This window comes from Enterobacter sp. ECC-249 (genome assembly GCF_043965265.1).
Classification (GTDB): Bacteria; Pseudomonadota; Gammaproteobacteria; order Enterobacterales; family Enterobacteriaceae; genus Enterobacter; species Enterobacter quasiroggenkampii.
The window spans coordinates 2,557,833-2,578,706 of sequence record NZ_CP143660.1 but is presented as its reverse complement, the minus strand read 5'-3'; the positions used below and the strand labels follow the sequence as shown (position 1 = coordinate 2,578,706).

General features: G+C 58.3%; 17 protein-coding genes and 1 pseudogene. 9 read left to right on the top strand and 9 right to left on the bottom strand.

The features are described from left to right. Positions 1–32: 32 nt before the first annotated feature. On the top strand, positions 33–1,181 hold the full coding sequence (locus V1587_RS12430; protein ID WP_395314346.1) for an efflux RND transporter periplasmic adaptor subunit: 1,149 nt from the start codon (positions 33–35) through the stop codon (positions 1,179–1,181). Continuing rightward, positions 1,178–4,255 (top strand): annotated as a pseudogene (locus V1587_RS12425) (efflux RND transporter permease subunit). Before V1587_RS12430 ends, V1587_RS12425 begins: the two are co-directional and overlap by 4 nt. 22 nt (positions 4,256–4,277) lie before the next feature. Here the strand turns inward: V1587_RS12425 and V1587_RS12420 are convergent. Continuing rightward, a complete protein-coding gene (locus V1587_RS12420) occupies positions 4,278–5,045 on the bottom strand; it encodes an arylamine N-acetyltransferase (protein WP_371897592.1) in 768 nt (255 codons plus the stop codon). 96 nt (positions 5,046–5,141) lie between these two features. Between V1587_RS12420 and V1587_RS12415 the strand changes: the two genes are divergently transcribed. Continuing rightward, a complete protein-coding gene (locus tag V1587_RS12415; RefSeq protein ID WP_371897593.1) occupies positions 5,142–6,596 on the top strand; it encodes a PLP-dependent aminotransferase family protein in 1,455 nt (484 codons plus the stop codon). Here the strand turns inward: V1587_RS12415 and V1587_RS12410 are convergent. Then, on the bottom strand, positions 6,568–7,452 hold the full coding sequence (locus tag V1587_RS12410) for a LysR family transcriptional regulator (RefSeq protein ID WP_371897594.1): 885 nt from the start codon (positions 7,450–7,452) through the stop codon (positions 6,568–6,570). The two genes, V1587_RS12415 and V1587_RS12410, sit on opposite strands and share 29 nt — an antisense overlap. Before the next feature lie 128 nt (positions 7,453–7,580). Between V1587_RS12410 and V1587_RS12405 the strand changes: the two genes are divergently transcribed. Then, positions 7,581–8,561: an NAD(P)H-dependent flavin oxidoreductase gene (locus V1587_RS12405; protein ID WP_371897595.1), complete on the top strand. Its 981-nt coding sequence runs from the start codon at positions 7,581–7,583 to the stop codon at positions 8,559–8,561. Between the two features lie 66 nt (positions 8,562–8,627). On the opposite strand, the gene V1587_RS12400 is transcribed toward V1587_RS12405, so the two are convergent. Then, a complete protein-coding gene (locus V1587_RS12400; RefSeq protein WP_371897596.1) occupies positions 8,628–9,074 on the bottom strand; it encodes a hypothetical protein in 447 nt (148 codons plus the stop codon). A gap of 75 nt (positions 9,075–9,149) precedes the next feature. After that, on the bottom strand, positions 9,150–10,205 hold the full coding sequence (locus tag V1587_RS12395; RefSeq protein WP_371897597.1) for an SDR family oxidoreductase: 1,056 nt from the start codon (positions 10,203–10,205) through the stop codon (positions 9,150–9,152). Positions 10,206–10,302: 97 nt separating this feature from the next. On the opposite strand from V1587_RS12395, the gene V1587_RS12390 reads away from it, so the two are divergent. Together V1587_RS12390 and V1587_RS12385 are read left to right on the top strand one after the other, a co-directional pair. Next, positions 10,303–11,190, top strand: a complete 888-nt coding sequence (locus tag V1587_RS12390) for a LysR family transcriptional regulator (protein WP_371897598.1) — start codon at positions 10,303–10,305, stop codon at positions 11,188–11,190. An 82-nt stretch (positions 11,191–11,272) separates the two neighbouring features. Next, positions 11,273–11,542 carry a hypothetical protein gene (locus V1587_RS12385; protein WP_371897599.1) on the top strand — a complete coding sequence of 90 codons (270 nt, stop codon included), beginning with the start codon at positions 11,273–11,275 and terminating at the stop codon, positions 11,540–11,542. 12 nt (positions 11,543–11,554) lie between these two features. On the opposite strand, the gene umuC is transcribed toward V1587_RS12385, so the two are convergent. The 3 genes from umuC to V1587_RS12370 form a co-directional block, all read right to left on the bottom strand. Then, on the bottom strand, positions 11,555–12,817 hold the full coding sequence (gene umuC, locus V1587_RS12380; protein WP_371897768.1) for a translesion error-prone DNA polymerase V subunit UmuC: 1,263 nt from the start codon (positions 12,815–12,817) through the stop codon (positions 11,555–11,557). Continuing rightward, complete coding sequence (gene umuD, locus V1587_RS12375) at positions 12,801–13,235, bottom strand: translesion error-prone DNA polymerase V autoproteolytic subunit (RefSeq protein ID WP_371897600.1); 435 nt, start codon at positions 13,233–13,235, stop codon at positions 12,801–12,803. The genes umuC and umuD overlap by 17 nt, the downstream gene beginning before the upstream one ends. A gap of 159 nt (positions 13,236–13,394) precedes the next feature. Continuing rightward, on the bottom strand, positions 13,395–14,261 hold the full coding sequence (locus tag V1587_RS12370; protein ID WP_371897601.1) for an aldo/keto reductase family oxidoreductase: 867 nt from the start codon (positions 14,259–14,261) through the stop codon (positions 13,395–13,397). Positions 14,262–14,405: 144 nt separating this feature from the next. Here V1587_RS12370 and V1587_RS12365 point away from each other — a divergent pair, with 144 nt between their 5' ends. Continuing rightward, positions 14,406–16,067, top strand: a complete 1,662-nt coding sequence (locus V1587_RS12365) for a methyl-accepting chemotaxis protein (RefSeq protein WP_371897602.1) — start codon at positions 14,406–14,408, stop codon at positions 16,065–16,067. Positions 16,068–16,094: 27 nt separating this feature from the next. Here V1587_RS12365 and smrA read toward each other — a convergent pair whose 3' ends face one another. After that, on the bottom strand, positions 16,095–16,658 hold the full coding sequence (smrA, locus tag V1587_RS12360; protein ID WP_371897603.1) for a DNA endonuclease SmrA: 564 nt from the start codon (positions 16,656–16,658) through the stop codon (positions 16,095–16,097). Between the two features lie 354 nt (positions 16,659–17,012). Beyond that, positions 17,013–17,924, bottom strand: a complete 912-nt coding sequence (locus V1587_RS12355) for a LysR family transcriptional regulator (protein WP_371897604.1) — start codon at positions 17,922–17,924, stop codon at positions 17,013–17,015. Between the two features lie 175 nt (positions 17,925–18,099). Here V1587_RS12355 and V1587_RS12350 point away from each other — a divergent pair, with 175 nt between their 5' ends. Both V1587_RS12350 and V1587_RS12345 read left to right on the top strand, forming a co-directional pair. Next, positions 18,100–19,410 carry a M20 family metallo-hydrolase gene (locus V1587_RS12350; RefSeq protein WP_371897605.1) on the top strand — a complete coding sequence of 437 codons (1,311 nt, stop codon included), beginning with the start codon at positions 18,100–18,102 and terminating at the stop codon, positions 19,408–19,410. After that, positions 19,410–20,855, top strand: coding sequence for a M20 family metallopeptidase (locus V1587_RS12345; protein ID WP_371897606.1), 1,446 nt, complete (start codon positions 19,410–19,412; stop codon positions 20,853–20,855). The genes V1587_RS12350 and V1587_RS12345 overlap by 1 nt, the downstream gene beginning before the upstream one ends. Positions 20,856–20,874: the final 19 nt, after the last annotated feature.

The following is a 20,874-nucleotide window of genomic DNA, read 5'->3' as shown; positions in this document are numbered from 1 at the left end:
TAATAACGCCATTCCCTTTATGGAGCGGCGTTATGTCAGACGAATTTTTTATCTCCCTCCGCCACTGCCTGCATCATTTGTACGGCGTGGCGCGCACCCTTTCCTGGCTGCATTTTCTTCCCCTGGCCCTGCTTGCGCTGGCAATTTTTCCGCTGACCGGCTGCGGTGATAAACACGAAAACATGCCTGACCCTGTGCGGACGGTACGCTACGTCGTCGTCGGGACCGCCCACTCCCTTCCCGCGCTGGAAAGAACCGGTGAGATCCATGCCCACGATGAAACGACCCTGAGCTTTCGTACCGGAGGCCGGATACTGACGCGCAGCGTTGATATAGGTGACAGCGTCACTTCCGGACAGCTGCTGGCCACGCTTGACAATACGACCGGTCAAAACCAGCTCGACAGCGCTGCGGCCGACTATGAAGGCGCGAAGGCCTCTGCGCAGGTCGCCGCGCTTAACGTCAGTCGCATGCAAAAGCTTATGCCAACGGGCGCGATAGCCCGCACGCAGCTCGACAGCGCCCGTGCAGACTGGCTTGTCGCCCGCGCGCGCTTAAAAAGCAGCGAGGCCGCATGGCGCAACGCGCGGGAAAGTCTCGGCTGGACGCGCCTGATCGCGCCGCAAGCGGGCGTCATCACGGCCGTGAGCGCCTCTGCGGGGCAGGTTGTCAGCGACGGTCAGTCCGTGCTGACGCTGGCAACCGGGGAAGCCCGCGACGTGGTGTTTGATATTGCCGCGCCCGATGCGATCCCGTCTCTGGACAAGACGGTTTTGCAGGTTTCCCTGCTCAGCGCTCCGTCGGTACAGGCGTCTGCCCTGCTGCGGGATATCACCCCGCAGGCCGATCCTCAGACCCGCACCTGGCGCGTCAGGACCACCCTGCAAAACCCGCCAGCGGCCATGGCGCTGGGTGCCAGCGTTACCGTCACGTTGCCATCGTCATCCCCGCACGGGTACACCCTTCCCGCGTCGGCGCTCACCCGCGTCGGCGACAAACCGGCCGTTTTCGTCATTACCACGCAGTCGAAGGCGCAGCTGCGCGTGGTGGTGCCCGTCGGCTATACGGCCACCTCCGTCATGATTGCCTCCGGCCTTGAGCCAGGCGATCGGGTGATTACGGCGGGCGTGAGCACATTACGATCCGGCGAGCGGGTCATGGCCGGAGAGGTTCAGCCATGAACACAGAACCGGAAGCGAAATTTAACCTCTCCGCCTGGGCGCTTAAGAACCAGCAGATGGTCAGCTTTTTCATGCTGCTGGTGATTGCGATGGGCGTGTTCTGCTATGAAAAGCTGCCGCGTAACGAAGATCCGGCATTCACCATTAAAACGGCCGTCGTCTCCGCGCAGTGGGCGGGAGCATCCGTGGCGGATACCACCCGTCTTTTGACCGATACCCTGGAAAAAAAGCTGCAGGAAACGCCCTGGCTGGATTACCTCGAAAGTGAAACCCGGGCCGGACGCACCGTTATCCACGTCAACCTCCGTGACGATACGCCCCCGCAAAGCGTGCCCGATATCTGGTATCAGGTCCGCAAAAAAATGCAGGACATCGCGCCGTCCCTGCCTGAAGGAGTGCAGGGCCCTGCCGTGGATGACGAGTTTGACGACACGTTCGGCACAATTTACGCCTTTATTCCCGAAGGTTTTACGCTTCGGGAGGTGCGGGATCGCGCAGAGACAATACGGCGCGAGCTCATGTCCCTGCCGGATATGGGTAAAACCACCCTGCTGGGCGAACAGCAGGAGCAGTGGGTTCTCGCCTTTTCTCCGGCGCGCATGGCCGGTATGGGGCTGGATATTCAGGAGGTTGCCGACACCCTCCGGGCGCAAAACGCCGTTGTCCCGGCAGGAACGATGCGTACCGAACAGGAGAACATGGCGATAAAGGTCAGCGGGGCGCTCACGACCGAAGAGAGTTTACGTGCCGTCACGCTGCACGTTAACAATCGCTATATTCCGCTGACCGACATTGCCACCGTCACCCGGCAAATCGCCGAGCCACCGGCCCCGGCCTAACGGGTGAACGGCAAGCCGGCGATCGGACTGGCGGTGTCGATGGCGCCAACGGGCAACATGCTGCGTTTCGGCGCTGCGCTGAACGCCAGAATGGCGGCGCTTGGCGCCGGGCTGCCGCACGGTATCGAGATGGTGAAAGTCGCCGATCAGTCAGCGGTGGTCAGTGACGCGGTAAGCGGGTTTATCCGCGTGCTTATCGAAGCCGTTGTTATCGTGATGGCGGTTTCATTTGTCTCACTGGGTTTACGGGCCGGACTTGTTGTGGCGACGGCCATCCCGCTGGTGCTCGCCATGACTTTTGCCGGCATGATGCTCGCAGGTATCGGCCTTCAGCGCATCTCGCTCGGGGCGCTGATCATTGCCCTGGGCCTGCTGGTGGATGACGCCATGATCGCCGTCGAAACGATGGTCTCCCGGCTGGAAGCCGGGGATTCCCGTCGGCACGCGGCCGCCCATGCATTCAAAACGACGGCCTTCCCGATGCTCACCGGTACTCTGGTAATGATTGCCGGTTTTATTCCCGTTGGGTTTGCGGCCTCCAGCGCCGGTGAATACTGTTTTTCCCTCTTTGCGGTGGTGCTCATTGCCCTGCTCTGCTCCTGGGCTGTCGCGATCCTGTTTTCGCCGCTGACCGGCACGTGGCTGCTGCCGGAAAAAGTCAGACATCACGCGGCAGGACCTGGAAAGATCGCGCGCGGATACGGACGGCTTTTACGTCTGGCACTCCGCCACCGGTTCTCCACCGTGCTGATTGCGCTTGCCGCGCTGGGGCTGTCAGCGTACGGCACGACGTTTATGCAGGGCGAGTTTTTCCCCGCCTCCGACCGGCCTGAACTGCTGGTCAGCCTGACGCTTCCGGCCAACGCCTCGCAGCCGGAAACCCTCAGAGAGGTGGAAAAGCTGGAAAAGGCGCTGGCCGGCAACAGCAATATCGAGCGCTTTTCGACCTACGTCGGGTCGGGTGCCATCCGTTTTTACCTGCCGATGGACGTGCTGCTGGAAAATGAAAATATCGCCCAGATGGTTGTGGTGGCTAAGGATCTTGAGGCTCGGGATCGTCTGCACGCGCAGCTGAACAGGCTCCTGGCGACACAGTTTAGCGACATCATCACGCGCGTGTCGCCCCTTGAGCTGGGCCCCCCCGTCGGCTGGCCCATCAAATACCGGGTGAGCGGGCCGGATTATCTGCAGGTCCGGGCCCTCGCGAACCGTCTCACGGACGCGATTGGCCGGTCTTCGTTCTCACGCGACGTTAACCAGACGGCCGGAGAGCCGGAGAGGGTCATCACCCTTAAGGTGAATCAGACGGCGGCCAGAGCAGCGGGAATATCGTCAGAAAGTCTCGCCCGCACGCTGAATACCGTCTGGTCCGGCAGCGTTGTCACGTCCATCAGAGATAACGACCGCCTTGTCGACGTGGTGCTCCGGGCCACGGACAATGCGCGCCACAGCACCGCCACACTCTCCTCGCTCACCATTCAGGGAAATGACGGTAAAAAAATTCCGCTCAGCGCCGTTGCGACGCCGGTCTGGGGCGTGGACGATCCGGTCATCTGGCGTCGGCAGCGCTTGCCCTTTATCACGGTGCAAACCGACCTTGCCCCGGGGCTGAGGGCTGAAGCAGTTTCAGCCGCGCTGCGTCCGGCGGTGGATAAACTGCGCGCGAGCCTGCCAGCAGGTTACAGCATTGAAGAAGGCGGCGCGGTCGCCGAATCGGATAAGGGGAACAGTTCCGTCTTTACCGTTCTTCCGGTAACGCTGGTCATCATGCTGTTGCTGCTGATGCTTCAGCTGCGGCGATATTCCCGGATGCTGCTGGCCCTTCTGATGGCCCCTTTTGGTTTACCGGGGATCGTGCTGGCTATGCTGCCCGGCGGCACGCCGATGGGGTTTGTCGCGCTGCTGGGCGTCATCGCCCTGGCGGGGATGATCGTGCGTAACGCGGTGATATTGATTAGCGAGGTTGACAGCAATCTAGCTCAGGGGATGACAAGCGATGCCGCGATTATGGCGGCTGCGGAGCACCGGGCCAGACCCATCTGTCTGACCGCCTGTGCCGCCATTCTGGGCATGATCCCCATTTCTCACCAGGTCTTCTGGGGCCCAATGGCCTATGCCATTATCGGCGGGCTGCTGGTGGCGACGCTGGTAACGCTGACCGTGTTACCCGCGTCGTTTAGCCTGTTGTTACAGTGGGGGTCTAAGCGTAAAGCCGCAGAAGACAGGCTAAACTGAGCCCCCATCTCTGCCCGACAAATTACGCGGCGGTCAGCGCAAAACGGTTCTTCAGGACATGGCGGATTTCATCCTCCGCCAGTTTCCGCGTTTCAGTGCCGTTTGCGGTGATGGTTTTCAGCATATCGCCCAGTAAAATCTGGCGTCCTTCCGGGCTGTGCTGCACTACCACCCGCTTCTGCACAAAGATCGCATCCGGGTGCGTGGAGTTCAGGTAGTTGGCCGGAACGAAATCAATCCACTCCTGAGGCGTGAGATCGAAGCCGTATTGCCGGGCCCATTCGCCTTCCACCTTCGCCTCGAGCAGATACTCACCCTCCGCGCTGCGGCTCAGGCGAAACGTGTCGAAATCCTGGGGGATATCCACGTCAAGCGTGTCCAGCGCCATCGGCGCACGAATGCCGTAGCTGCCGAACCCGAGATCGCAAAGCCACAGTCGGCTATCTACCTCAGCGATGAGCGCCATATGGGTTTTCGGCCGCCGCGCAGGGTAGAACATCGGACGCGCCGCCACGAAGCGGTAAGGAATACCGAGTGCTTCCAGCGCCATGGCGAAAAGCCCGTTCACCTCATAGCAGTAGCCGCCGCGCCCTTTCTTTAACACCTTATCGGCAATGTCGTCTGGCGCCAGCGAAACAACTTTGCCCGCCTGCACGTCCAGATTTTCAAAGGGAACGGAAAAGAGCTGATGGCGCATCAGCGCATGCAGAGTGGCCGTATCGGCAGCCGCCGGTCCGGTGTAGTTTATGCGTTTGAAATAGTTGGAAATATTGAAATTATCACTGTGCATAATGCCTCCTTGTCCTGAACATGCCGGACACTATAGATGGCGCGCATCATTGGCTGTATAGTCAGTTTTATCGAAAATTAGCCTGAACAGATACCCATGTCTGCCCCGTCCCACTCCTCTCCTCACTATCGCCGAATTGCGGATATGCTGCGTCTTACCATTACGTCTGGCGCGCTGCGCGCCGGTGACAGGATGATCTCCGCGCGTAAACTCGCCGAGCGCGAGCGCGTTAGCCTTCCGACGGCGCTGGAGGCCCTTCGCTGCCTTGAGGCTGAAGGGCTGATCGTTGCGCGTCCGCGTTCGGGTTATTACCTCCGCCAGACCAGCCTGCCGCCGCGTGCGGAGCCCGCGCGTTCCCCGGCAGGCCCGGTCCCCGTCACCCTCTCCGCCGTGGCCAGGTCGCTGTTCAGCAGTGCAGAAGCCCGTCTGGTCCCGCTGGGCGCCGCTCTGCCCGATCCCGCGTGGCTGCCAGGAGATGCGCTGCAGCGGGCGTTGCACTCCGCGGGGCGTCGTCTGGACGCGCATGGGCAGAGCTACAGCCTGCCTCCGGGAAGGCGGGATTTGCGAAGTAAGATTGCCGCGCGTTCTGCACAGTGGGGAGCCCGTTTCGGCGCGGACGATCTTATTATCACCGCAGGCGCGACGCAGGCGCTGCGTCTGGCCCTGCGTGGCGTTTGTCAGCCGGGTGATGTGGTGGCGATTGAGCAGCCCGCCTACTTCGGCACGCTCCTGCTGCTGGAGGATTTAGGCCTGAAGGCCCTGACGATCCCCACCGACCCTGTGGAAGGCCTGCTGCTGGAACCGCTGGCGGACGCCATTCGCTGCCATCGCCCCGCTGCCGTCCTGGCCTCACCCACCGTGCAAAACCCGTTGGGTGCCAGCATGCCCGTCGCGCGTAAGCAGGAACTGGTTGCTCTGCTTGAAGAGGCCGGTATTCCTCTGATTGAGGACGATGTTTACGGTGACCTGGTCGGCGAGGGGCAACGCCCTCCGGCCTGCAAAGCGTTCGACCAGAACGGGAATGTGATTTACTGCAGCTCCCTGTCTAAAACGCTTGCGCCGGGGTGGCGAATCGGCTGGATCGCCGCCGGACGCTATTACACGCAGGTCCTGCAGGCCCGCATGGCCGGAGACTGGGCAGGTGCGCCGCTGCTGGAAGCTGCGACGAGCGACGTTCTGGCGAACGGCGACTACGATCGCCATCTGAGGCGGCTGAAGCGCCGGATCGCAGAAGGCGTTCGCGCCGTCGTGGCGCAGGTCAAGGCGAGCTTTCCGCCCGGTACGCGCGTTAACGTGCCCGCTGCCGGTTTCCTGCTGTGGGTAGAACTGCCTCAGCAGGTCAACGCGCTGGAGGTGCATCGTCGCGCGCTGGCGCTGGGTATTGGCGTCAGCCCCGGCCCCCTGTTTTCTCCTGGCGCAGAACTCACGCACTTTCTGCGGCTAAACTGCGCAAACGAACCGACGCCCCGACTGCTTAATGCCGTAGGGCAGATTGGGACTTTATGCCATGAACTGGCCGTATTCACACCAGACTCTCCAGCCATTCGGTAAAGACCCGCACCTTGCGGGAGAGATGACGGTGTGGGTAGAGCAGTGACAGCTTGCGGTCCGGCGAGCGATAGGCTGGCAAGACCTCAACCAGCAGGCCGCGGTCAATGTAAGGCTGGAGAAAGAGATTCATCCCCTGCATTAACCCGAGCCCGGCCAGGCCTGCCGCGATGTAGGCCTCGGAGTTATCCACCACGAGCTTACCGGGCAACGTCATCTCTGCGACGCCTTCGGGCGTGGTAAACGTCCACGGCTGAATGTGTCTGCTGCTGGTATTAATCCAGTTGATGGCCTGATGCTTGCGTAAATCCTCCGGCGTTTCTGGCGTACCGTGTTTTGCCAGCCAGGCCGGGCTGGCGCAGGTCGTGATTTTGATGTTCCCGATTTTACGCGCGATATAGTCGCCGTCGTCCAGTTCGCCCACCCGCAGCACGCAGTCCAGGCCATCCCGCAGCATATCCCGACGGCGGTCAGAGCTGCTCAGAATGATGTCTATCTCAGGATGCTGACGATAAAAATCAGGCAGATTGGGTATCACCCGCAGCGTCGCAAAAGAGACCGGCATATCCACGCGCAGCTGGCCGTGTATTGCCCGGTCAGCGCCAAACGACTCCAGTAATTCATCCGCCTGCGCCAGCAGGGGTTTGCTGCGGCGATAAAACGCTTCCCCATCCGGCGTCAGGCTAATCCGACGCGTTGTGCGCTGCAGGAGCCGCGTGCCGCTGTGTTGCTCCAGAAGCTGCAGCGCTTTGGTCACTGCCGGACGATGGACCTGCAGATTCTCCGCTGCCTGGGTAAGACTGCCTGACTCGACAATTTCAATAAAAATTCGAATAGATTCAAAGAGATTTATTTGCATAAAGGGTTTCAAACCGCGAACGGGATATTGTTATTGATTTTATAACAGTGATGAATCTTTTAGGCTATTTTTCCTAACAATATTGCGCCCTACACTCTTCCCCATTCAAACGTAAGGGAGAGTCTGCTATGAAAAATAACCGTATCTGTCAGATCCTGGGTATCGAAAAGCCTGTTATTCAGGGACCGTTATCCTGGCTTACTGATGCCCGTTTAGTTGCCGCAGTCAGCAATGCCGGAGGACTCGGCGTGCTGGGCCCCAACGCAGGGTTAACCGCCGATACCGCGGTCTCCACCCCGGAAGCGACCGCCGAAAAAATGCGGGAGGAAATTCGGAAAACCAAACGGCTGACCGAAAAACCGTTTGGCGTGAACCTGATCCCCACCGCCGTTAATGACGTCTGGACCGGGCCAATTCTTAAGGTGGTAAAAGAGGAAGGCGTCAGGGCCGTTGTGTATACGGGCTACGGGGAAGGCAGCATTATTCCCGCGCTGTTCAATGAGTTAAAAGAGGCAGGTATCGCCATTATCTACCGCGACATCAATCCCACGCCGGAGAACACACGCCTTGCAGAAGAAATCGGGGCTGACATCATCGTCGCCACCGGTTTTGACGAGGGCGGGACGCTACCCGCAACGGCGCTGGGGACCTTTTCCATCGTGCCGCTGATTGCCGACGCCGTGAAGCATGTTCCGGTGATGGCGGCGGGCGGTATTACCGATCGCCGCACCGCCAGAGCGGCGCATGCGTTAGGTGCGGAAGGCGTGTTTGCCGGTTCGGTCTTTATCAGTACCGAAGAAAGCCGCGTGCCGCAGGAGGTCAAAGAGAAAATTGTTGCCGCCAACGGCCTTGACCTGCTGCTTTTCCGTACCGTTCCCCACTACTATCGTTCTCTTCCCGGCAAGCTGGCGGAAAAACTGGCGGCGATGGATAAAGCTGGCGCAAGCAACGAAGCGCTGGGCAAGGCGATGGGAGGATTACGGGGCCTGCGCCTGGGAATGCTGGAAAATAATACCGATGAAGGCTATATCGCGCTCGGCACGGGGATCGGGAATATCCGCAGCGTGAAAAGCGTGGCCGAGGTTGTCGATGCGTTAACGGTTGAGTAAGCCCTTAACCCTGATGCTATGGACGCTGCCCGCGTGCGGCGTCCGCAAAGCGTCTGCGGTCCTTTTTCATAGATTGAGGAATGAGCGTTCTTTAATGACAGCGTCAGGATTGGCACTTTTTATCGCCGCCAGAAAAGCCGTGAAGTTATGATTCCAGAGGGTGAGATTGTTATAAAACTGCACCTGCTTTTCACTAACACCATCCCGGTAAATAACAATCCAGACCCGTCTGCTGTTTATCTCTGTATTCCCCGGTCCGATTTTGATGATGTTAGCCAGCGCAATTTTACGGATGGCGTTGTTTTTAACTTCATATAAAAACTGGTCATCATAAAACCAGTTTTTACCTGCATTCCCGCCAAATATTGAGGGGTTGGCAGAAATCTTTTTCATCCCGTTACGGTCTGAAATGATACGTTTTGCCTGGCGGATGCGTCTGACCAAAAAGCTTAACAGAATGAGAAGCGCAATGAGGGGCAGAGCGACTGATATCATTTTTAGACTTTCGTGCATATCCCTGCCCCACAATATATTCATTTTAACGCGTGAGTATAACGCGCCGATCGTTGATGACAACAACCCTTACGGTCAGGGAATAATCCGCGCGGCTCTCAGCTGCGCGAACAGGCGGAAAAACATCTCATCCGTCGCCTGCATTTGCGTAAAGCCCGCCCTGCGCAGCTTGCTCCCGTCACCAAACATGTCGTAGTTCCAGCTAAAGACAAAATCGGCAAACCGCCCGTCGCTCAGCTGCAGAATATCCGCTTCCACCAGCCGCGCTTCGGCAAGTTCGCGCCATACGCCGCGATAGTCCGTAAACAGCTGATGAAATGACAGCCTCACCGGCGGTGCAGAGTCCAGGTCAAACCAGCGTGCGATGCGCGGCCAGAGCTCGCTCCAGCGCCAGATATCGCCATTATTCACGTTGAACGCCTGATTCTGTGCCGCAGGTGACGTGGCGGCCCACAGAGTGGCGTCGGCCAGCAGCCCGGCGTCGGTATGGTCAACGATGCTGTGCCAGGTCTGTTCCGAACCGGGAAAACGCAGCGGTAAACCCAGCGCCTTGCACAGGGAGGCGTACAGGGCGATGCTCAGCGCAAGGTTCATGGCATTGCCCGGTACCGCACTCCCTACTACGCCCGGCCTGATGGCATTCCAGTGCCAGCGCTTTCCCCGCTGAAACTGGCTGAGCCACGCAAGCTGCGCGGCGTTAAATTCGGCACCCGGTACGCCGGGATCGCTTTCGCGCGCCGGGGTTTTAAACGGTCCCAGATGCGCACCATAAACTTTGTATCCCTGCATCAGGCTTACCGTCCGCAAAGGTGCCGTTTTTTCGAGGATGCTGACCAGATTACGCAGCATGGTGACGTTCGGCTCAACCATGTCTGTCCAGTTCGCCGCGTTCGCCCAGGCGCTGTAAAAGAGATGGGTGACACCGTCCAGGGAGCGCAGCGCCCGGGCGCTGTCCTTTTCATCCAGTAAATCGATTTTGACCATCGAAATGCCGTCAGGATGCGACCCGGCATGGCGGCTAAGGCCGATCACCTGCCACTGATGGTGCAGGAGCGTGTTGACCAGCTGTCTGCCGACAATGCCGCTGGCGCCCGCGACCAGGGCGACGCTGTGTTGCTGCCTATTATTCATGGTGTTTCTCCGGAAAGGGTGACAGACGCAGTGTGATATATTATTTTTTCTGGAGATATCCCCTCAAACCGATGGCACTCATAAGCAAAATCATTAAATGAATAATAAGCTCAATGCCATTTCTACCTTTCTGCGCGTCGCTGAAGCAGGCTCGTTTTCGGCGGCTGCCCGTCAGACCGGTATTAAGCAGTCCGCCGTCAGTCAACAGATCGCGGCGCTTGAGGAATCGCTGGGTGTGGTACTCCTGCACCGTACGACGCGTACGATGAAGCTGACCGAACAGGGGGAACGCTACCGGCGTGATATGCAGCTCGTGCTGGACGCCATGGAGGAAGCGGAGAGGCGATTACATCCTGTCGATCATAGCGTTCAGGGACGCGTCCATGTCCAGTTGCCGAGCGGCCTGGGGCAGATCATTTTGCCGCATCTGCTGGCGCTACAGCGCCTGCATCCCGAACTGCAGCTGATGCTTTCCCTGGATGACCGCCTTGCCGATCTGGTGACGGAGGGCGTGGATGTCGCGATACGGCTGAGCAGCGAGCCTCCGCAGGCGCACGCGGCTCGCGTGCTGGGACGGATTGAAGCCGCACTGTTTGCCGCTCCCGGTTTTCAGGCAGTACACGCGGTCAGCGAGCTGGCGACGCTGCCACACGTACGGTTCAGCGGCATTCCGTCGGATGCTCCCCTGCGCCTGATGTCTGACGAGGAAATGGTCGAGGTCAAGGTGAATACCGTTTTCCGTGCCAACACCAGTGTGGCGCTGCTACAGGCGCTGGAGTCAGGCATCGGTATCGGCGGCATGCAGCGACCGCTCGTGACCCGCGCGTTGCAAACCGGCACGCTGGTGCCGGTATTGCCCGACTGGCGGTTACCCGATCGCTTCCTCTACGCCGTCTATCCTGATGCCCGCTTTATACCGCAACGCGTCAGAAAAGTCGTCAGCGTGATTGAGCAATTACTGCCTGAAATAATAAAGAAAAGCTGATTGTTTCCGCCGTAAATCACGTGCATTTTTTAACCGCAAAGAATAGAGTGTTTTTACCGTATTCCCTCTTTCTGGAGCACGTATGCCGGATTACCGTTTTTTCCAAAAAGGCCCGAACCTCATTGCGATTGAGAGCGCAAACACCGATGCGGCTGCTCAGCTCATCGCTCAGGGGTTTGATAAACAGTTTGAGGAGATCGGCGCTGCGGATGAAAAAGAGGCGCTTACCCGCCTTGCGGATATCCGCAAAAATAATGAGATCGATCGCCATAACTTTCTGGCCGGAGCGGGCCAAATGCCGCTGATCGGCGTACTGACGGCTGCGGCAACCTGGTTGACGCAAAAGAAATAACGCAACCATCCTCTACTTCGCCACCGGCAAATCGGCGTACCGCGTCGTATAGGCCGGTGACAGCATCTCACGCTTCATCGCCCAGGATTTCTCAATCCCCTGCCCGGCAAACCATATCTTCCCTTTGCCGGAGTGATTTACGCTGTCGATCATCTCCATCAGCGCCGCGCTGTTGGCGCGCAGGCGATTATCGTCAAACAGGTTAAGCTGGGCGACGCCGCTGCTGAAAAAGTCCGCCAGCATGACCCCGGCCTTCATATAGCGATACCCGTCGAGCCATATCCGCCCCAGCGCCTCCGTGGCGGCGCGGATGATATCCCGCGAGTCATTGGTGGGCGTCATCAGGGTGACAGAAGCCTGATTGCCGTAATAAATTTCGTTGTCAGCATGCGGGCTGGTGCGCACAAACACGCTGATAAAACGACAGTATTGATGCTCGCCGCGTAGTTTCTCTGCGGCGCGTTCCGCGTAGGCGCAAATCGCCTGGTGCATCTCTTCATATTGCGTAATACGGTGTCCAAACGAACGGCTACAGATGATTTGCTGCTTCGTGGGGGTGTACTCTTCCAGGTCAAGACAGGGCTCACCGCGAAGCTCGCGTGCTGTACGTTCCAGCACCACGTTAAAATGTTTGCGAATGACCCAGGAGGAGGCCTCCGCCAGCTCCAGCGCCGTGGTAATCCCCATCGCGTTCAGTTTTTTCGTGATGCGCCGCCCTACGCCCCATACCTCCTCTACCGGAACCTTTGCCAGCAGTTTACGCTGCCGCTCCCGGCCCGACAGATCGACCACGCCGCCGGTACTGGCCCACCGTTTCGCCGCATAGTTGGCCAGCTTCGCCAGCGTTTTTGTCGGGGCAATGCCGACGCCAACGGTTAAGCCCGTATTTTTTAAAACCTGAGTGCGCATCTGGTGTCCGAACGTTTCCAGAGCAAGGCAGTTACCGATCCCTGAAACGTTCACAAACGCCTCGTCAATCGAGTAAATTTCTATGGCCGGAGCGAGATCGGTCAGCGTCTGCATCACCCGACTGCTGAGATCGGCATACAGCGCATAGTTCGAGCTAAAGACGTAAACCCGCGACGGGTATAGCTTCTCTTTGAATTTAAAATAGGGCTCACCCATTTTTATGCCGAACTGCTTTGCCTCCCGCGACAGTGAAATAATGCAGCCGTCGTTGTTGGACACCACCACGATGGGCTTCCCCTCCAGATCGGGGCGAAATACCTTCTCGCAGGAGGCATAGAAGCTGTTCACATCAACCAGCGCGAACATGTTTATGCGTTTTAAGCGTGTGGGTGACGACACCGAAGATTTGCAGCTCCTCTTCGGACTGAAAGGTGATCGGCTGATAGCGGGCGTTATGTGGCAATAGCCTCAGAACCGGGCGCGTCTGTAGCTCCTTCACCGTAAACTCACCGGCAACCGACGCCACGACGATGTCCCCATGTTCGGCATTTAACGAGCGGTCAACCACCAGCAGATCGCCGTCGCCGATCCCCGCGCCAATCATGGAGTCTCCACTCACCTTGATAAAATAGGTCGCACTGGGGTGTCTCACTGCCAGCCGGTTAAGATCGAGACGATCCTCCACATAATCCTGCGCCGGGCTGGGGAAACCACAGGCTACACGCTCTGCAAACAACGGTAATTCAATGCATTGGTTTGGGTGATAAGAAAAGAGAGTGTCCATAATGCCTTTCTCGCCAGATACTGTATATAAATACAGTATTACGGATTATGGCCAGGGATCAAGGCCATTTCCGGAAGCGAACCCAAACGCGTTGAAGTGTCAGAAGATTTAAAACGCGCAAAGCCCGGAAGCGCATGTCGGGCTTTGCGCCTGTGACGATCAGTCCAGCAGCGTATTCAATGTTTCCAGCGCCTCAGGCGGCAGCTGCAGTTCCCCCGCCGCGAGGTTTTGCCGCAGATGCGCCACGGAAGAGGTCCCCGGGATCAGCAGAATATTCGGGGAACGCTGCAGCAGCCATGCCAGCGCTACCTGCATTGGCGTTGCGCCCAGTGAATCCGCGACGGCCTTCAGCCCGGAAGATTGCAGTGGCGTAAAGCCTCCCAGTGGGAAGAACGGCACATACGCAATCCCCTGCTGCGCCAGCAGATCCACCAGCGCATCATCCCCCCGGTTCACAATGTTGTACATGTTCTGCACGCACACCACCGGGACCATCTTCTGCGCTTCCGCGACCTGTGTGGCCGTGACGTTGCTCAGGCCAATATGGCGCACCAGACCCTGCCGCTGTAATTCTGCCAGGGTGGAGAGCGGTTCAGCAATCGACCCTTCCGCCGGCCCGTGTGCGCTAAACATGATCCGCAGATTCACCACGTCCAGCACGTCCAGCTGCAGATTACGCAGGTTGTCATGCACCGCCTGCGTCAGTTCCTGCGCGGAAAAGGCCGGCAGCCAGGCGCCTTTATCGTTGCGACGGGCGCCAATCTTGGTGACGATCGTCAGATCGTCCCGGTACGGGTGAAGCGCCTCGCGGATCAGCTGGTTAGTGACATGAGGGCCGTAAAAATCACTGGTATCAATGTGGTTCACCCCCGCTGCCACCGCTTCGCGTAGCACGTCCAGCGCGGCCTGCTTATCCTTCGGTGGACCAAAGACGCCCGGCCCGGCGAGCTGCATCGCACCGTAGCCCAGTCGTTTAACCGTCCGCGTCCCGAGCGCGTACGTCCCGCTTTTATCAATGCTGCTCATGTTGACCTTCCTCATAAAAATGATCCGGATTTACAACAGGTTCCTCACCGGAGCCCTTAGTTAAGCGCGAGTTAAATTAAAGTTTAAATTCTATACGACGATAGTATTGGTGTACCTCTGCATCCTTTCTAACGGACGACCGCTATGCTGAAAAATTTGCACGTGATTACCGGTATTATCTTTGCCCTCACCATATTCTGTCTGCTGCAAGTTGTCACGGGAGGGTTGTTCTACTCTGCCGTCAGCAACGATCGCCATAACTTCCAGAATTCCGGCGTGCTCAATGCCCAGCAGGAAAGCCTGAGCGACAGCGTGAACACGCTGGTGAAAACGCGCGTCACCGTCACCCGCGTGGCGATACGCTATCTGAAAAACCAGCGTGACCCGGCTTCCCTTGCGGCGATCAATAAACTGCTTGGCACGGCAAGCGACTCGCTGGCAAAAGCCGAAGCCTATAACAAAGAGTGGCAGAAACTGCCGCAGGTTAAGGGCCAGGAGGCGGCATTGACCGACGAAATGCAGAAATCCTGGAACCAGATGCACGAAGTCATGCGTTTATCGATTGAGTATCTGCGTGCCGACAACTATCAGGCCTATGGCGATCTGGACGCCCAGCAGGCGCAGGACGATATGGAAGCGGTTTATAACCGCTGGCGCGCCGAAAACAACACCCTGCTGAAGGCCGCAACCGAAGAGAACCAGAGCAGCTTCACGCAGATGCAGTGGACGCTTGCGGCTATTCTGCTGGCCGTTATCGCGGTTCTGGTGGTCATCTGGCAGGGTTTACAGCACCTGCTGTTAAAACCACTCCACTCCATTATGAACCATATTCGCGCCATTGCAGGGGGCGACCTGACGCAGGATATCGCAATCTCTGGCCGCAACGAGATGGGTCAGCTGGCCGCCGGACTGCATGAGATGCAGCAGTCGCTGGTGACCACCGTCAGCGCCGTACGTGGAAGTACCGATTCCATCTACACCGGCGCAGGTGAAATTGCCGCAGGGAGCAACGATCTTTCCGCCCGCACCGAGCAGCAGGCCGCCTCGCTCGAAGAGACCGCCGCCAGCATGGAAGAGCTGACCGCAACGGTTAAACAGAACTCCGATAACGCCCGTCAGGCCACGCTGCTGGCGAAAAACGCCTCTGAAACGGCCGCGCGCGGCGGTCACGTCGTGGATAATGTGGTTCGCACCATGAACGAAATCGCCGACAGTTCGCAGCAAATTGCGCATATTACCGGCGTGATTGACAGCATCGCGTTCCAGACCAACATTCTGGCGCTTAACGCAGCGGTGGAAGCGGCACGCGCCGGGGAACAGGGCCGTGGTTTTGCGGTTGTTGCAGGTGAAGTCCGTACGCTGGCGAGCCGCAGCGCGCAGGCGGCGAAAGAGATCAAAGGGCTTATCGAGAACTCCGTCAGCCGGGTGAATACCGGTTCTGAGCAGGTCAGCGAGGCGGGCACCACCATGAAGGAAATTGTCGCTGCCGTCACCCGCGTGACCGATATCATGGGTGAGATTTCATCGGCCTCTGACGAGCAGAGCCGCGGTATTGAGCAGGTGAGCCTGGCCGTTTCGCAGATGGACAGCGTGACGCAGCAAAACGCCGCGCTGGTGCAGGAGTCCGCCACGGCGGCAGCGGCGCTGGAAGATCAGTCCGAGCAGCTGCGCCAGGCGGTAGCCGCGTTTCGTCTGAACGGCAAAGAAAAAGCGGTCGCTCCACGCCCGGCCAGTCTGAAAACGCCACAGCTGCTGCGCCCGGCAACAACAACCGCCGCCACCGACAGCAACTGGGAAACCTTCTGAGTTTCAGGCGGGCGAGGATATCGCCCGCTAGCGGCTGCGCTTGGCGTGCCGCTCCCAGTTTTCCTGTTTTGCTTCATCAGATTTTCGCAGTGAAACATAACATGCCCCGCTGCCGCCGTGATGCGGCAGCGCCACGCAGAAGGCCTGCACTTCCTCAAACTCGGTTAACCAGCGCGCCAGATAGCTGCGCACCACATTGGGATGCGAGTTCTGCTCGCGCCCTTTCCCGTGAATGATAATCAGATTGCGTAACCCGTCTCGTCCGGCCTGGCGAATAAAAGAATAGAGCATCTGACGGCAGCGTTCGGCGGGCTGACGCAGGAGGTTTAAGCTGGCCTGGCGGGCGTATTTACCCGAGCGCAGCTTATCGATAACGCCCTGCTGTACCCCTTCGCGCTGGAACGCCAGCGGTTCTTCCAGGGGAAGCATGTCAAGAAAATCCAGCGTCAGGAAGTTATCCAGCTGTTCACTATCCACCTCCTGGCGCGTCCGCGTATTGCGGCTGGGCTGCCAGTGAATATCCGCGCAGCGCTTCAGGGGCTGGACATCTTCCATGGCGTCAAGAAAAAAGGATTTGTCGTCAGGGTTCATGGATATCCTCCGGCTACAACTGAGGACGGTACTATACCTGCGCCCGAGACTGGCCTCAATCACCGTTACAGGCCCTCATGCGCCACAAATATTAAGCCGATGAATATATATAGTATTTATTAAATGAATTTAAACCCGACTTAACTAAAACTTCAGCAAAGATGAAATAAGTGATTTGTGTTAAATTTTCGTAAAATCAACCACTCAATAGCCTTTCTTTTTGCGAGAAAGGTGTTATACCTAAATATACCTGCCCCATGGAAATAATACCCAGGATTGGCGAAAGGACGCACTGCTGTGTGTACTATAGGGTCTGTCTGATGTCGGGCAGATCCTGTTTTTTTAATATCTGTTTTACGAGCCGATTAATTTTCTCGCTTCCCTTCTGAATTGCGTAATTAATGATTCCGCCAGGGGTGTCTGACGTGAATCACGGCGCTGAATTAAATAATAGGCCGCTTTAGGAAGCGATTCGACGACCGGCAGCATAACCAGGCGGTGCGCCAGCAGCGGGTCACAGCCTAGCTCCTGCGGCAATATGCTTAGAAAATCACTTTGCGCGACAAGGCTAATACAGGAAGAAAATGTTTCGCAAACCACACCAATTCGCGGTATTTGTGAGCGATCGCTAAATACCTCTTCCAATTGCTTGTAATAGCTTCCCCGCGGCGTCGGCATTGTCCAGTTATAATGCAGAAGTTCATTAATCGACGTTGCCGCCGTTGCCGGATGCCCTTCGCGACAAAATACCGCAAACGGCTTTTCGAAGAGTTTTTCAAACGTAAATTCCTGGTCGTAAGGCCCCTGATAATAGGTATTTATGGTGAAATCCAGCTCTCCCTGCCGTAATTCGTTGATCATCGACACCAGCTGTCCTTCCATTATCCGCACTTTGACCTGCGGATGTTGCGTGTGAAAGCGGGTAATGACGGCGGGCATCAGGCTGCGCGAAACGCTGGCCCCCATCCCGATGTTGATCTGCCCGGCCAGCTCACCCTGCCGCTGGCGGATATCATCCTGCGCCGCGCGCAGCTCTTCCAGAATTAACCGGGCGCGCTGGTAAAAGCCCTCACCGCATTCGGTCAACGCGACGCCCTTACTCCTGCGCACGAAAAGCTGCGCCGCCATGCCCTCCTCCAGCTCTTTAATGGACTTGGTCAGCGCTGGCTGGGAAAGATTCAGCGTCCTGCTGGCACCGCGAATGCTGCCCTGACGCGCAACCTCAACAAACGCCCGGATTTGATGAAATTTAATCTGGAATGTCATAGCCCGACCGATAACCGTTGTTTATCAGAGTAAAGAAACTGTCATCTACTTTAATGGAAAGGGATGTGCGAGGGTAATTCCTGAACGGTTAAAACTGTGAAAAATCGGTTAGTGATAAGTAAAAACTATCACAGCGTGAAGCAGTTCACATATTTTAATGATGACAGGAACAGATATGGACACACTGGCGCAGTACATCCAGACGTTATCCCCGCAGCTGAGCGCATGGCGTCGTGATTTTCACCATTATGCGGAATCCGGCTGGGTAGAGTTTCGTACCTCCGCGAAAGTCGCGGAAATCCTCGACTCGCTGGGTTACGAACTGGCGATGGGTCGCGACGTGGTGGATGCCGAAAGCCGGATGGGGCTGCCCGATGCCGCAACCCTGGCGCAAGAGTTTGCCCGGGCGCGCAAGCAAGGCGCGCCTGAGAAATGGCTGGCGCCGTTTGAAGGCGGCTTTACCGGCATTGTTGCCACCCTGAATACCGGCCGCCCGGGCCCAACCCTGGCGTTTCGCGTCGACATGGATGCCCTTGATTTAAGCGAAGCGCTGGATGAAAGCCATCGCCCGTTCCGCGACGGGTTTGCCTCCTGCAATCCGGGAATGATGCACGCCTGCGCGCACGACGGCCACACCACCATTGGTCTGGGACTGGCACAGGTGCTTAAGCAGAATGAAGCCCGGCTGAACGGCACCATCAAGCTGATCTTCCAGCCTGCCGAAGAAGGCACCCGCGGCGCACGCGCCATGGTTGCCGCCGGGGCGCTGGACGACGTGGACTATTTCACGGCTATCCATATTGGTACTGGCGTCCCCGCCGGTACGGTAATCTGCGGCAGCGATAACTTTATGGCCACCACCAAGTTCGACGTGAGCTTTACCGGCGTGGCCGCACACGCGGGCGGTAAACCGGAGGACGGCCGTAACGCCCTGCTCGCCGCCGCGCAGGCCGCCCTCGCCCTGCACAGCATCGCCCCGCACAGCGACGGCGCATCCCGGGTGAACGTCGGCGTGATGCAGGCGGGCAGCGGACGCAACGTGGTGCCCGCGAATGCGCTGATTAAGGTTGAAACGCGCGGCGAAAGCGAAGCGATTAATCAGTACGTCTTTGAACGCGCGCAGGCGGTGATTACCGGCGCGGCGGCGCTCTACGGCGTGCGCGCCGAGATGCGCCTGATGGGTGCCGCGACGTCAAGCGCGCCGACGCCGGCCTGGGTTGATTATCTGCGCGAACAGGCGAGCCGGGTTTCCGGAGTTATTCACGCCATCGATAAGGTGAAGGCGCCAGCAGGCTCCGAGGACGCCACGCTGATGATGGCCCGCGTGCAGGAGAACGGCGGCATGGCGTCCTATATGGTGTTTGGCACGGATTTGAGCGCCGGACATCACAACGAAAAATTCGACTTCGATGAGCAGGTCATGACCATCGCCATTGAAACGCTGGCGCGAACTGCGCTCAATTTCCCGTGGACGCGAGGTGTGTAATGCAGGAGAACTACGCTTTTATTGCCGATGCGATCGACACGCGATGTCGGACGTTAACCGATATTGCCGACGCGATCTGGGATCGTCCTGAAACCCGCTTTGAAGAGTTTTGGTCCGCCGAACGGCTGGCCAGCGAACTTGAAGCAGAAGGCTTCACGCTGACGCGCGAGGCTGGCGGTATTCCAAATGCCTTTATCGCCAGCTTCGGCAGCGGGAAACCGGTCATCGCCCTGCTGGGCGAATACGACGCGCTGGCCGGATTAAGCCAGCAGGCGCACTGCGCAACGGCGCAATCCGCCACGCCGGGAGCCAACGGCCACGGCTGCGGGCATAACCTCTTAGGCACCGCGGCGCTTGCGGGCGCGGTGGCGGTGAAAAGCTGGCTGGAGCAGCACGGCGGCAGCGGAACGGTGCGTTTTTACGGCTGTCCCGGCGAGGAAGGCGGCTCCGGAAAAACCTTTATGGTGCGCGAAGGTCTGTTTGATGACGTCGATGCCGCCGTCACCTGGCACCCGGAAGCCTTTGCCGGGATGTTTAACGTCAGCACGCTGGCGAATATTCAGGCCGCCTGGCGTTTTCACGGCGTGGCGGCGCACGCGGCCAACTCCCCCCATCTGGGACGCAGCGCGCTGGACGCCGTGACGCTGATGACCACCGGCACCAACTTCCTCAACGAACACATCATTGAGAAAGCGCGCGTCCATTACGCCATCACCGACACCGGCGGGATTTCCCCCAACGTGGTACAGGCGCAGGCTGAAGTGCTGTACCTGATCCGCGCTCCTGAAATGGCCGATGCGCAGCAGATCTACGAACGCATCGAGAAAATTGCCCAGGGCGCGGCGATGATGACCGAAACCACCGTCGAGTGTCGCTTTGATAAAGCCTGCTCCAGCTATCTGCCGAACCGCACGCTCGAGGCGGCGATGTATCGCGCCCTGCAGCACTACGGTACGCCTCTCTGGACCGAGGAAGAACGCGCCTTCGCCCGCGAGATCCGCGCCACCCTGACGTCCAACGATCTGCAGAACAGCCTGAAAAATATTGCCGCTACGGGAGGTGAAGCGGGGAAAGCCTTTGCTCGTCGTCATCAGGAGACGCTGCTGGTGGATGAAGTCGCGCCCTACGCTATTACCGACAACGTGCTGGCGGGTTCAACCGACGTGGGCGACGTCAGCTGGAAAATGCCGGTCGCCCAGTGCTTCAGCCCCTGCTTTACCGTCGGCACGCCGCTGCATACCTGGCAACTGGTGTCTCAGGGGCGAACCTCTATTGCCCACAAAGGCATGCTGCTGGCCGGGAAAGTGATGGGCGCAACCGCGCTCAATCTGCTGCAGGACGCCGCGCTGCTGAAAAAATGCCGTGAAGAGTTTGAACAACAAATACAAGAAAAACCGTACGTGTGTCCGATCCCACAGGGCGTGACACCGTCACCTTTAAAATAAAAAAACACAACACTCCCGA